The organism is Rhizobium indigoferae (genome assembly GCF_034554815.1).
GTDB lineage: Bacteria > Pseudomonadota > Alphaproteobacteria > Rhizobiales > Rhizobiaceae > Rhizobium > Rhizobium leguminosarum.
In genome coordinates this window covers 1,428,046-1,442,022 of record NZ_CP140635.1, presented here as the reverse complement: position 1 = coordinate 1,442,022, position 13,977 = coordinate 1,428,046, and the positions used below count along the sequence as shown (strand labels likewise).

Annotated in this window: 9 protein-coding genes and 1 tRNA gene; all 10 read right to left on the bottom strand. The window is 59.7% G+C overall.

The window, feature by feature from the left end; translation table 11 throughout:
* Nucleotides 1-118: 118 nt before the first annotated feature.
* Entirely contained in the window at nt 119-4,327 is a 4,209-nt protein-coding gene (rpoC, locus tag U5G49_RS07320; RefSeq protein ID WP_018241638.1) for a DNA-directed RNA polymerase subunit beta', read from the bottom strand.
* Between the two features lie 190 nt (nt 4,328-4,517).
* Complete coding sequence (gene rpoB / locus U5G49_RS07315; RefSeq protein WP_018241637.1) at nt 4,518-8,657, bottom strand: DNA-directed RNA polymerase subunit beta; 4,140 nt, start codon at nt 8,655-8,657, stop codon at nt 4,518-4,520.
* Between the two features lie 262 nt (nt 8,658-8,919).
* On the bottom strand, nt 8,920-9,300 hold the full coding sequence (gene rplL / locus U5G49_RS07310) for a 50S ribosomal protein L7/L12 (protein WP_018241636.1): 381 nt from the start codon (nt 9,298-9,300) through the stop codon (nt 8,920-8,922).
* A gap of 58 nt (nt 9,301-9,358) precedes the next feature.
* A complete protein-coding gene (gene rplJ, locus U5G49_RS07305) occupies nt 9,359-9,877 on the bottom strand; it encodes a 50S ribosomal protein L10 (RefSeq protein WP_003547522.1) in 519 nt (172 codons plus the stop codon).
* Between the two features lie 329 nt (nt 9,878-10,206).
* Complete coding sequence (gene rplA / locus U5G49_RS07300) at nt 10,207-10,908, bottom strand: 50S ribosomal protein L1 (RefSeq protein WP_012757015.1); 702 nt, start codon at nt 10,906-10,908, stop codon at nt 10,207-10,209.
* A gap of 4 nt (nt 10,909-10,912) precedes the next feature.
* Nucleotides 10,913-11,344 carry a 50S ribosomal protein L11 gene (gene rplK, locus U5G49_RS07295; RefSeq protein ID WP_003547518.1) on the bottom strand — a complete coding sequence of 144 codons (432 nt, stop codon included), beginning with the start codon at nt 11,342-11,344 and terminating at the stop codon, nt 10,913-10,915.
* 177 nt (nt 11,345-11,521) lie between these two features.
* Nucleotides 11,522-12,052: a transcription termination/antitermination protein NusG gene (gene nusG / locus U5G49_RS07290; RefSeq protein ID WP_003547516.1), complete on the bottom strand. Its 531-nt coding sequence runs from the start codon at nt 12,050-12,052 to the stop codon at nt 11,522-11,524.
* A gap of 17 nt (nt 12,053-12,069) precedes the next feature.
* Nucleotides 12,070-12,270 (bottom strand): preprotein translocase subunit SecE, encoded by a 201-nt coding sequence (secE, locus tag U5G49_RS07285; RefSeq protein ID WP_003547514.1) that lies wholly within the window; start codon nt 12,268-12,270, stop codon nt 12,070-12,072.
* A gap of 195 nt (nt 12,271-12,465) precedes the next feature.
* Nucleotides 12,466-12,541: transfer RNA gene (locus tag U5G49_RS07280), tRNA-Trp, on the bottom strand.
* Nucleotides 12,542-12,708: 167 nt separating this feature from the next.
* The gene (locus U5G49_RS07275) at nt 12,709-13,602 is read right to left on the bottom strand and encodes an NAD-dependent epimerase/dehydratase family protein (protein WP_018241635.1); all 894 of its coding nucleotides are present in this window, start codon (nt 13,600-13,602) and stop codon (nt 12,709-12,711) included.
* Nucleotides 13,603-13,977: the final 375 nt, after the last annotated feature.

Here is a 13,977-nt window from a genome sequence, read left to right as displayed (position 1 = left end):
TCAAGGCAGCCTAAGCGAAGCAGCGCCTCCCTCCCCGCCAGACCAGTCAGAGCAAATAAAACAAAAACCGCCCGGATCGCTCCGGGCGGTTTTTCAATTCGTCGACTTCAGCCGCGGATTATTCCGCAGCCGGAGCCTTTTCGGCCATGTCCTGCAGCATCGGCGTGGCAACGGCAGCACCCGTGCCCTTGCGGCGCTCTTCGAGGATCATCTCGTCGCGCGACGTGGCGATGCGGCGGATCTGGGTCATGGTACCGCCGGTACCGGCCGGGATGAGGCGGCCGACGATGACGTTTTCCTTCAGACCCTGCAGACCGTCGGTCTTGCCGGCGATTGCAGCTTCCGTCAGCACCTTGGTCGTTTCCTGGAAGGATGCGGCCGAGATGAAGGACGGGGTCTGCAGCGACGCCTTGGTGATGCCGAGAAGAACCGGATCGCCGTAGGCTGGCTTCTTGCCCTGCTCGATCAGATGATCGTTGACGTCTTCGAGCTCGATCCGGTCGACATTGTCGCCGACGATATAGGTCGAGTCGCCTGCATCGGTGATTTCCACCTTCTGCAGCATCTGACGGACAATCACCTCGATGTGCTTGTCGTTGATGACGACGCCCTGCAGGCGGTAGACTTCCTGGATCTCGTTGACGAGGTAGGAGGCAAGAGCCTCCACGCCCTTGATCGCCAGGATGTCGTGCGGAGCCGGGTTACCGTCGAGGATGTAGTCACCCTTTTCGATATAGTCGCCTTCCTGAAGGTGGAAGGGCTTGCCCTTCGGGATCAGGTATTCGACAGGCTCGACACCGTCTTCCGCCGGCTCGATGATGACGCGACGCTTGTTCTTGTAGTCGCGGCCGAGACGGATCGTACCATCGATCTCTGCGATGATGGCGTGGTCCTTCGGACGACGGGCTTCGAACAGCTCGGCAACACGCGGCAGACCGCCGGTGATGTCCTTGGTCTTGGCGCTTTCGAGCGGCGAACGGGCGAGAACGTCACCCTGGGAGACCTTCGTGCCCGGCTCGACCGACAAGATCGCATCGACCGAGAGCAGGAAGCGGGCATCACCACCACGGGACAGCTTGGCGATATTGCCGCTGGCATCCTTGATGACGATCGCCGGCTTGAGGTCCGAGCCGCGCGGGGTCGAACGCCAGTCGATGACCTGACGCTTGGTGATGCCGGTCGATTCGTCGGTCGCTTCCAGAACGGAGAGACCGTCGACCAGATCTTCAAACTGAACGGTACCGGCCACTTCCGTCATCATTGGACGGGTGTAGGGGTCCCACTCTGCCAGACGCTGGCCGCGCTTGACCTTGTCGCCTTCGTCGACATGCAGCTTCGAACCGTAGGCCACACGCTGCGACGACCGCTCGACACCACGTTCGTCCAGGATCTGGACGGTCATGTTGCGGCCCATGGCAACGAGATTGCCATCGGAGTTGCGCAGGATGTTGCGGTTCTTGATCTGCACCGTACCTTCGTACGAGGCTTCAAGGAACGACTGGTCGACCACGGTTGCCGTACCGCCAAGGTGGAAGGTACGCATGGTGAGCTGGGTGCCCGGCTCGCCGATCGACTGAGCAGCGATGACGCCGACGGCTTCGCCCATATTGACCGGCGTACCGCGCGCAAGGTCGCGGCCGTAGCAGACCGAGCAGACGCCCGTCTGGATTTCGCAGGTCAGTGCCGAGCGGATGCGGATCGACTGGATGCCGGCCTTCTCGATTTCGACGACGTCGGGCTCGAGGATCATCTTGCCGGCATCGACGATGCGCTCACCCGTGACCGGATGATCGATGTCGTCGAGCGCCGTGCGGCCGAGGATACGGGCGCCGATCGAGGCAACCACCTGGCCGGCATCGACGATGGCGGTCATGGTGAGGCCCGTCTGCGTTCCGCAGTCGACATGCGTGACGATGCAATCCTGCGCGACGTCGACGAGACGGCGGGTCAGGTAGCCGGAGTTGGCGGTCTTCAGGGCGGTGTCTGCCAGACCCTTACGGGCGCCGTGCGTCGAGTTGAAGTACTCGTTGACGGTCAGCCCTTCCTTGAAGTTCGAGATGATCGGGGTCTCGATGATTTCGCCCGACGGCTTGGCCATGAGGCCACGCATGCCGCCCAGCTGGCGCATCTGGTTCGGAGAACCGCGGGCACCGGAGTGGCTCATCATGTAGATCGAGTTCATCGGCTTCTGGCGACCGGTCTTCTCATCGAATTCGACCGCCTTGATGCGCGCCATCATCTCTTCGGCGACCTTTTCGGTCGCCTTGCCCCAGGCGTCGACAACCTTGTTGTACTTCTCGCCCTGGGTGATGAGGCCGTCATTGTACTGCTGCTCGTATTCCTTCACCAGATTTTCGGTGTCGGCAACGATCTTGGCCTTGGCATCCGGAATGACCATGTCGTCCTTGCCGAACGAAATGCCGGCGCGGCAGGCATGGGCGAAACCGAGCTGCATGATGCGGTCGCAGAAAATGACCGTGTCCTTCTGGCCGCAATGGCGATAGACCGTGTCGATCATCTTCGAGATGTTCTTCTTGGTCATTTCCTGGTTGCAGATATCGAAGGGCACCTTGCCGTTCTTCGGCAACAGTTCACCGATGAGCAGACGGCCAGGCGTCGTCTCGTAGATCTTCGAGTAAGGCTTGCCATCCTCGTCGACCGACTTGAAGCGGCCGCGGATCTTGGTGTGCAGCGTCACGACCTTGCTTTCGAGAGCGTGATGCAGCTCGCCGAGATCGGAGAAGGCCATGCCTTCGCCCGGCTCGTTCTGGTTGAGGATCGACAGATAGTAGAGGCCGAGAACCATGTCCTGCGAGGGAACGATGATCGGCGCGCCGTTGGCCGGGTGCAGGATGTTGTTGGTCGACATCATCAGCACGCGGGCTTCGAGCTGGGCTTCGAGCGACAGCGGCACGTGAACGGCCATCTGGTCACCGTCGAAGTCGGCGTTGAAGGCCGTGCAGACGAGCGGATGCAGCTGGATCGCCTTGCCTTCGACCAGGGTAGGTTCGAAGGCCTGGATGCCCAGGCGGTGCAGCGTCGGTGCGCGGTTCAAGAGAACCGGATGCTCGCGGATGACCTCGTCGAGGATATCCCAGACTTCCGGCTTTTCCTTTTCGACCAGCTTCTTGGCCTGCTTGACGGTCGAGGAGTAACCCTTGGCGTCGAGGCGGGCATAGATGAACGGCTTGAAGAGCTCGAGCGCCATCTTCTTCGGCAGGCCGCACTGGTGCAGCTTCAGTTCCGGACCGGTGACGATGACCGAACGGCCGGAATAGTCGACGCGCTTGCCGAGCAGGTTCTGGCGGAAGCGGCCCTGCTTGCCCTTCAGCATGTCGGAGAGCGACTTCAGCGGACGCTTGTTGGCGCCGGTGATGACGCGGCCGCGGCGGCCGTTGTCGAACAACGCGTCAACGGATTCCTGCAGCATGCGCTTTTCGTTGCGGATGATGATGCCAGGCGCACGAAGCTCGATCAGGCGCTTCAGACGGTTGTTACGGTTGATGACGCGGCGGTAGAGATCGTTCAGATCCGACGTCGCGAAACGGCCGCCGTCGAGCGGAACCAGCGGACGCAGGTCCGGCGGGATGACCGGAACGACCTTCATGATCATCCATTCCGGACGATTGCCCGACTCCATGAAGTTCTCGACGATCTTCAGGCGCTTCATCAACTTCTTCTGCTTGAGATCCGACGTGGTGTCGGCAAGCTCAGCGCGCAGGTCGCCAGCGATCTTCTCGAGGTTCATCGAGGCCAGCATCTCGTAGATCGCCTCGGCGCCGATCATCGCGGTGAACTGGTCTTCGCCGTATTCGTCAACGGCGAGCATGTACTCTTCTTCCGAGAGGAGCTGGTGCTCCTTCAGGGCGGTCAGGCCCGGCTCGGTGACGATGTAGTTTTCGAAGTAGAGGACGCGCTCGACATCCTTCAGCGTCATGTCGAGCAGCGTCGAAATGCGGCTCGGCAGCGACTTCAGGAACCAGATATGGGCAACGGGAGCGGCGAGCTCGATATGGCCCATGCGTTCACGGCGAACGCGCGACAGCGTGACTTCGACGCCGCACTTTTCGCAGATGATGCCCTTGTACTTCATGCGCTTGTACTTGCCGCACAGGCATTCGTAGTCCTTGATCGGCCCGAAGATGCGCGCGCAGAACAGACCGTCGCGTTCCGGCTTGAACGTACGGTAGTTGATGGTTTCCGGCTTCTTGATCTCACCGTAAGACCAGGAGAGGATCTTCTCCGGAGACGCGATCGAAATCCGAATAGAATCGAAATTCTGTGCAGGCACCTGCGGATTGAAAAGATTCATGACCTCTTGGTTCATGCCTGTCTCCTTCATGGGCTAAAGCGCCCTTAAAATGCGATGGTCGGCGGCAAATTCCCGGGAGCCGCCTCCCTCGCTTAAACGAGAATAACCGCGAGATGCGGCGAAACTTCCCTTCCGGGCCGACACGGATACGGCGCCCGGCGGGACCGGCGTGCGCTGCATTGGCAGCGCACGCCCTATTAAGTGCTTACTCGGCCGCGTCGGGCAGCTGAGCTGCCTGCGCCTCGTCAAGCTTGGTATTCTCGAGCTCGACGCTGAGGCCCAGCGAGCGCATTTCCTTGACGAGAACGTTGAAGCTTTCCGGAATACCGGCTTCGAACGTGTCGTCTCCGCGGACAATGGCTTCGTAGACCTTGGTGCGGCCGGCGACGTCGTCCGACTTCACCGTCAGCATTTCCTGCAGCGTGTAGGCCGCGCCGTATGCTTCGAGCGCCCAGACTTCCATTTCGCCGAAGCGCTGACCGCCGAACTGCGCCTTGCCGCCCAGCGGCTGCTGGGTCACGAGCGAGTAAGGACCGATCGAACGAGCATGGATCTTATCGTCGACCAAGTGGTTGAGCTTCAGCATGTAGATGTAGCCCACGGTCACCTGGCGGTCGAACTGCTCGCCGGTACGGCCGTCATAGAGCGTCGACTGACCCGTATCCTTGAGACCTGCCAGACGCAGCATGTCGTTGACGTCGGCTTCGTTCGCACCATCGAAAACAGGCGTCGCAATCGAAACGCCACGCTTCCACTGGTCGGCGAGACGCAGAACCGAGTCATCGTCGAACTCATGGACCTGTTCGGCCTTCGGGCCGGTACCGACGACATCGCCGATGGTCTTGCGCAGCGGCTCAATGTTGCCATTGGCCTTGTATGCATCGATCAGTTCGCCGATCTGGCGACCCATGCCGGCGCAAGCCCAACCCAGATGCGTTTCGAGGATCTGGCCTACGTTCATGCGCGAAGGCACGCCGAGCGGGTTCAGAACGACGTCGACATGCGTGCCGTCTTCGAGGAACGGCATGTCTTCCACCGGCACAATGCGCGAGACGACGCCCTTGTTCCCGTGACGGCCGGCCATCTTGTCGCCCGGCTGGATCTTGCGCTTTACGGCGACGAAGACCTTGACCATCTTCATGACGCCAGGGGGCATTTCATCGCCGCGCTGGACCTTTTCGACCTTGTCCATGAAGCGCTGTTCGAGGCGCGACTTGGATTCGTCGTACTGACCACGCAGGGCTTCGAGCTCGCTCTGGACCTTTTCATCTTCGACCGCGAACATCCACCACTGCGAGCGGGGATATTCGGAGACGACGGCGTTCGAAAGCTCGCTGCCCTTCTTGAAGCCCTTCGGACCGGCAATGGAAGCCTGGCCGCGCAGCATCTCGATCAGACGGCCGTAGACGTTGCGGTCGAGGATCGCCTGCTCGTCGTCACGGTCCTTTGCCAGACGCTCGATTTCTTCGCGCTCGATCGCCATCGCGCGCTCGTCTTTTTCAACGCCGTGGCGGTTGAAGACGCGAACTTCGACGATCGTGCCGTAAGTGCCGGGCGGCATGCGCATGGAGGTGTCGCGCACGTCGGAGGCCTTTTCGCCGAAGATGGCGCGCAGAAGCTTTTCTTCCGGCGTCATCGGGCTTTCGCCCTTCGGTGTGATCTTGCCGACGAGGATATCGCCCGGCTGAACTTCAGCGCCGATATAGACGATGCCGGCTTCGTCGAGGTTCTTCAGCGCTTCTTCCGAAACGTTCGGAATATCGCGGGTGATTTCCTCAGGACCAAGCTTGGTGTCGCGCGCCATCACTTCGAATTCCTCGATGTGAATGGAGGTGAACACGTCGTCGGCAACGATACGCTCGGAGAGCAGGATCGAGTCTTCGTAGTTGTAGCCGTTCCAAGGCATGAACGCGACGAGCGCGTTGCGGCCGAGCGCCAGGTCGCCGAGATCGGTCGACGGGCCGTCGGCGAGGATGTCGCCGCGGTTGACCTCGTCACCGACGGTGACCAGCGGGCGCTGGTTGACGCAGGTGTTCTGGTTCGAACGCTGGAACTTCTGCAGGCGGTAGATATCGACGCCGGATTTGCCGGCTTCGAGGTCTTCCGTGGCGCGGATAACGATACGCGTCGCGTCGACCTGGTCGACCACGCCGCCGCGGCGGGCGCCGATGGCGGCACCGGAGTCACGGGCGACGACCGGTTCCATGCCGGTACCGACGAACGGAGCTTCGGCACGCAGCAGCGGCACTGCCTGACGCTGCATGTTCGAGCCCATGAGCGCGCGGTTGGCGTCGTCGTTTTCCAGGAACGGGATGAGCGCGGCTGCGACCGAAACGACCTGCTTCGGCGAGACGTCCATCAGGTTCATGCTGTCGCGCGGGGCGAGCATAACTTCACCGGCATGACGGCAGACGACGAATTCATCGACGAAGGAACCGTCAGCGTTCATCTCGGCGTTGGCCTGTGCGACGTAGTACTTCGCCTCTTCCATGGCGGAGAGGTAGAGCACGTCGTTCGTCACCTTGCCGTCGACGATGCGGCGGTACGGGCTTTCGATGAAGCCGTACTTGTTGACGCGGGCAAAGGTCGCAAGCGAGTTGATGAGACCGATGTTCGGGCCTTCCGGCGTTTCAATCGGGCAGATGCGGCCATAGTGGGTCGGATGCACGTCGCGGACTTCGAAGCCGGCACGCTCACGGGTCAGACCGCCCGGGCCAAGAGCCGAAAGACGGCGCTTGTGGGTGATTTCCGAGAGCGGGTTGACCTGGTCCATGAACTGCGAGAGCTGCGAGGAACCGAAGAATTCGCGAACGGCAGCGGCGGCCGGCTTGGCGTTGATCAGGTCCTGCGGCATGACCGTGTCGATCTCGATCGAGGACATGCGTTCCTTGATCGCGCGCTCCATGCGCAGCAGGCCGAGACGGTACTGGTTTTCCATCAGCTCGCCGACCGAACGGACGCGGCGGTTGCCGAGGTTGTCGATGTCGTCGATCTCGCCCTTGCCATCGCGCAGTTCGACCAGCATCCTGACCACGGCCAGGATGTCATCCTTGCGCAGGATGCGGACGGTGTCTTCGACGGTCAGGTCGAGGCGCATGTTCATCTTGACGCGGCCGACGGCGGAGAGGTCGTAACGCTCCGCATCGAAGAACAGCGAGTTGAACATGGCTTCGGCCGATTCCATGGTCGGCGGCTCACCCGGACGCATGACGCGGTAGATGTCGAACAGAGCGTCCTGACGGTTCTCGTTCTTGTCGGCTGTCAGCGTGTTGCGGATATAGGCGCCGACATTGATGTGATCGATGCCGAGAACCGGGATCTCGTCGAAACCATTCGCCAGGATAACGCCAAGCGTCTTCTCGTCGATTTCGTCGCCGGCCTCGAGGTAGATCTCACCCGTGGAGTAGTTGACGATGTCGCCGGCAAGGTAATTGCCGTAAAGATCGTCGTCGGCGGCCTTGAGGGCCTTCAGGCCCTTGTCGGAAAGCTGGCGCAGCAGGCGCGGGGTCAGCTTCTTGCCGGCTTCCACGACGACTTCGCCGGTATCGGCGTCGACCATCTCGGTGATCGCCTTGGCACCCTTCAGCGTTTCCGGCTTGAAGGGAATGCGCCAGCCTTCGCCGTCGCGCTTGTAGAGCGACTTCGTGTAGAAGGTGTCGAGGATTTCCTCGCCGTCCATGCCGAGCGCCATCAGCAGCGACGTCACAGGGATCTTGCGGCGGCGGTCGATACGGGCGTAGACGATGTCCTTGGCGTCGAATTCGATATCGAGCCAGGAACCGCGATAGGGGATTACGCGCGCAGCAAAGAGCAGCTTGCCGGAAGAATGGCTCTTGCCCTTGTCATGGTCGAAGAAGACGCCCGGCGAACGGTGCATCTGGGAAACGATCACGCGCTCGGTGCCGTTGACGATAAACGTGCCGTTGTTGGTCATGAGCGGCATGTCGCCCATGTAGACGGACTGTTCCTTGATGTCCTTGATCGACTTCGCGCCGGTATCCTCGTCGATATCGAACACGATGAGGCGCAGCGTCACCTTCAGCGGCGCGGCATAGGTCAGGTCGCGCTGACGGCATTCGTCAACGTCGAACTTCGGCGGTTCGAACTCGTAGGACACGAATTCCAGCATCGATGCACCGGAGAAATCGGTGATCGGGAAAACCGACTTGAAAACGGCCTGAAGACCTTCGTCGGGTCGGCCGCCCTTCGGCTCTTCAACCATTAGAAACTGGTCGTAGGACGCCTTCTGAACCTCGATGAGGTTCGGCATTTCTGCGACTTCGGGGATCTTACCAAAAAACTTGCGTACGCGCCTGCGACCATTGAACGAAAGGGTCTGAGCCATCGTCGCTCCTTCAAAATCTTGCACCCGGGCCTGCAACGGACGGGAACCGATGGCCAGTCGATCCCGTCAATCAATGAGTAGTTCAATCTCGTCCGACTCCAGAAAACGCTCAGCTCGGATTGCTGTGCTGCCCTCGGTGCGAGACCATCCTTTTGAAGAACCCATTACCCAAAAGCCGTTTCGACGCGGCTTTTGGGTAATTCGTTCAGAAAAACGGCAAATGGGAGGCAGTAGAAATACTGCCTCCCAAAGCAGTTCAAGATTACTTGACGTCGGCCTTGGCGCCAGCGTCTTCAAGCTTCTTCTTGATGTCAGCGGCTTCAGCCTTGTTGACGCCTTCCTTGACAGCCTTCGGAGCGGCTTCGACGAGGTCCTTGGCTTCCTTGAGGCCGAGACCCGTGATGGCGCGGACTTCCTTGATGACGTTGATCTTGTTGGCACCAGCTTCGACGAGGATGACGTCGAATTCGGTCTTTTCTTCTTCAACGACAGCAGCAGCGCCAGCACCGCCGGCAGCGGCAGCAACAGCTACCGGAGCAGCAGCGGAAACGCCCCACTTTTCTTCAAGAAGCTTCGACAGTTCTGCAGCTTCCAGAACGGTCAGCGAGGAGAGGTCGTCAACGATCTTTGCGAGATCAGCCATTTTACTAGTTCCTTTTGTTCGGTTCGAACCGGTTGATTATAAACAGCGAAAAACCGCCTTACGCGGCTTCGTCCTTCTTGGCGTAGGCCGCAAACACGCGGGCAAGCTGGCTTGCCGGTGCTGCAACAACCCCAGCGATGCGGGTAGCCGGTGTCTGGATCATGCCCAGCAGCTTCGCACGCAACTCATCGAGCGAAGGCAGGGTCGCAAGCGACTTGACTGCATCGGCGTTGAGCGTGGTTGTTCCCATGGCGCCGCCCAGAACAATGATCTTGTCATTGGTCTTGGCGAAATCCATGACGACTTTCGGAGCGGTGATCGGATCGGTGCTGTATGCAATCAGCGTCTGACCCTTGAAGAGATTGGACATCCCTTCCGCTTCCGTACCCTGAAGGGCGATCTTGGCCAGGCGGTTCTTCGCGACTTTGACGGTGCCGCCAGCTGCGCGCATCTTCGAACGAAAATCGTTCATCTGCGCGACTGTAGCACCAGCATAGTGGGCCACGACAACTGAGCCCGAAGCCTTGAAGACTTCGTTCAGTTCCGTGACGAATTCGCGTTTTTCCGCTCTTTCCACTGCCTATCTCCAGTTGGCGGGACCAAAAACGGGCCCGCCGGTTGCCTTTTGCCTCCTGGGATCCTGCGAGATCCCAAGCGACGCTTGAGGATCCTGTCCCCCCGCGCTCTCGCGCCGATCAAGGCTAAAGAGGCACAAGGCATCCAAGGCTCGAACCGAGTTCCTAGAAGCGAACTTCATGCAATTCGGGTCTTACCCGTCTCATGCAGGCTAAGTGATTAAGGGAAAACCACCTGCAATCTCGGACAGGATTCCGGATTTCTCCGGAATATTCCGGCCCCTTGCGAGGCCGGAAATTCAGTCGCCGGATTTAAAGCCCGGCAGTAAACTTATGCAGCCGGCGCACCGGTGACCGAGCCGGGCTCGATCTTGACGCCCGGACCCATGGTCGAGGAAATCGCCACGCGCTTGACGTAGTTGCCCTTGGCGCCTGCCGGCTTCGCCTTGATGACGGCGTCAGCAAAGGCGCGGATGTTTTCTTCCAGAGCCTTGGCGTCGAAAGAGGCCTTGCCGATGCCGGCATGGACGATGCCAGCCTTCTCGACGCGGAACTCGACAGCACCGCCCTTGGAAGCCTTGACGGCTCCGGCGACGTCCATGGTGACGGTGCCTACCTTCGGGTTCGGCATCATGCCGCGGGGGCCGAGAACCTTACCGAGACGGCCGACGAGCGGCATCATATCGGGGGTGGCGATGCAGCGATCGAATTCGATCTTGCCGCCCTGGACGATTTCGACAAGCTCTTCGGCGCCGACGATATCGGCACCGGCGGCCTTGGCTTCGTCAGCCTTGGCGCCACGAGCGAAGACGGCAACGCGAACCGTACGGCCCGTGCCGTTCGGAAGGTTGACGACGCCGCGAACCATCTGGTCCGCATGGCGCGGGTCAACGCCGAGGTTCATCGAGACTTCGATGGTTTCGTCGAACTTGGCGACAGCCCGTTCCTTGACCATGCCGATGGCCAGGGTCAGAGCGTAGAGCTTGGTGGGATCAACACCTTCGTTGATCTTCTGCGTGCGCTTACCAGCCATGATCTTAACCCACCACTTCCAGGCCCATGGCGCGGGCAGAGCCCTCGATCATCGCCATTGCACCTTCGATATCCGCTGCGTTCAGATCCTTCATCTTGGCTTCTGCGATCGACTTGATCTGAGCCTTGGTGAGGGAGCCGGCCTTGGCACCCTTGCCGGGCGTCTTGGAACCGGATGTGATCTTCGCTTCCTTCTTCAGCCAGTAACTGACCGGCGGCTGCTTCATCGCGAAGGTGAAGGACTTGTCCTGGTAATAGGTAATGACGACCGGGATCGGCATACCCTTTTCCATTTCCTGCGTGGCGGCATTGAACGCCTTGCAGAATTCCATGATGTTAATGCCACGCTGACCAAGCGCCGGACCAATCGGCGGGGACGGGTTTGCCGATCCTGCCTTGACCTGAAGCTTGAGCTGGCCTGCAACTTTCTTAGCCATATCTCTCTGCCTTTCATGAACGGCCGGTCGCCCGGCCCGTGATGCCGGATCTCTCCGGCGGCTGCGGTTGCGTGGTGCGGATCATCAGGGTCCGGCTAAGACCCCCTCACCTTCCACGCGGGTGCGGACAAGGTCCGCAGGAAACAGGCCGCAAGGGCCAGCTTCCGGTTTCTGCAATCAGACCTTCTCGACCTGAGCGTATTCCAGCTCGACCGGCGTTGCGCGGCCGAAGATCGACACTTCCACCTTCAGGCGCGAACGCTCTTCGTCCACATCCTGAACCGTGCCATTGAACGACGCGAATGGGCCGTCGGAAACGCGGACCTGCTCGCCGATCTCGAAGGTAATGGAAGCCTTCGGCCGCTCGACACCTTCCTGGACCTGACCGAGAATGCGCTCGGCTTCGTAGTCCGGAATCGGAACGGGCTTATTGTCGGAGCCGAGGAAGCCTGTGACCTTCGGCGTATTCTTGATCAGATGGTAGGCTTCGTCCGTCAGATTGGCACGAACCATGACATAGCCCGGGAAGAACTTGCGCTCGGAATCGACCTTGCGGCCGCGACGCACTTCCACCACCTTTTCGGTCGGCACGAGGATCTTCTCGAACAGGTGCTCAAGCCCCTTCTGGCGAGCCTTGTTCTCGATATCTTCAGCCACCTTCTTTTCAAAATTAGAATATGCGTGGACGATGTACCAACGTGCCGCCATTTTCATCTCCACCCGTATCAGTTGCCGGTATTCAGCACGAAGCTCAGAGCCCAGCCGATCAGCTGGTCAGCGGCAAAGAAAAACAGCGCAGCGAAAACCACCATCACCAGCACCATGACCGTCGAGATCATGGTCTCGCGGCGCGATGGCCATGTAACTTTGGACGTCTCGGAGCGAACCTGCTGCAGAAACGCAAACGGATTGGATTTGGATGCCATCGACTGCCCACGCAATTACGGCGCGTAAAGCTGAAACTATCAGCCCCACGCACCGCGTGTCTGTTGAACCCTAAATAAACACCGATTTCCGAATACACAAGAGGGAAACCGAAGTTTAACGAAATTACTTACCACCAATCAATCCTCGGCCGGAAATGCCGCGAGCATATCCGCGCTGTCCCGCATCAAGGAAAATGGCAGGGGCAGTAGGGCTCGAACCTACGACCTGCGGTTTTGGAGACCGCCGCTCTACCAACTGAGCTATACCCCTTCATACCGATCATTCAGCGCCTGAGCCAAGGCCCGCAAATCGCTGCTGAAAAGCATGGTGCTCCCTTTAAGACGACGACACGGGATTGGCAAGCACGATTTTCGATTTTCAAAGCCATTCTCCTGATATGCGAACGATCGGCTTTTCAATCGCGTGACCAGATCCGTTCAGACCTTCACATATTTCCGCCAATCGTGCTCTTCCCTGAAGCCCAGCACCTCGCGGATCTTGCGGTTGGAGAGCAGGCTCTCATATTCGCCGATCTCGCGAGTGAAAGGCACGTTCGGAAAGAATCGCTTCGCAAGCTCCTTCGATGGCGTATTGGCCGAGACGGTGTCATTGGCGGCATTGAAGACCTGATAGCCGAGGCCGTCCTTCTCGATGCAGAGATGGCAGATCTGTCCGAGGTCGCGGGCGTCGATATAGCTCCAGGCGATGCGCTTGCGCATCTCGGGATTGGCGAAATAGGTCGGGAACTTCTCGTAGTCGTCAGGTTCGATGACGTTGCCGATGCGCAGCGCATAGATGTCGAAGCCCGAACGTTCGGCAAAGGCGCGCGCCGTCTTTTCGTTGACCACCTTCGAAAGGCCGTAGGAATCCATCGGATTGACGTCGTAGTCCTCCTCCAGCGGGAACTGGTGGAAATCGCGATGGCCTTCGGCGAAGCAGACGCCGTAGGTCGTCTCGCTCGATGCGACGATGATCTTCCTGATGCCGAGCTTCACCGCCGCCTCGATGACATTATAGGTGCCCATCGTGTTGATCCTGAAGGTTTCGTTATCGGGCTTGATCAGGATGCGCGGGATGGCGGCGAAATGCACGACGGCGTCGAAGGGCTGCACGCCCCTGCCCGCGTCGAGATCGGGAAAATCGCGATGCATCGAGAGCGCGTTGAACACCTGACCGCTATCGGTGATGTCGGCGATGAGATTGGTGACGCCGGGGCTATCCAGCGGCACAAGATCGAGGTTGTGAACCTCGTAACCGGCATTGACGAGCCATGGCACAGCATGGCGACCTGCCTTGCCCGAACCGCCAGTGAACAGAATACGTCTTTTCATGGAATATCCTCCGCGTCATGAAATCGGAGGCATAGATAGACGCTTCCGCGCGAAGAGCAAGCGAGCGTCCTGCAAGGGTTCACCCCCGCGTCGCCAGGAGCATCCTATCCGGGAGCACCTGGCCGATCATTTCCGGTCATCGCAGAACCCTGCGATGCTCGGCAAAGGTCGTCACTTGACGACACTTACCTCGCCAATCTGCACTACGGCAGACTGAACAACTTCTTGCGGAATTGCAGCGATGAAAAACATCGTGAAAACATACATCGCGAATATCGTCGCAGCGAATGTGGCCTTTGGAATCATCCGGGCTCTCCTCTTTGCAAGAAGGAGTCTGGACTACAATGGTCCAATCACAAACCGGTTTCTGAACGT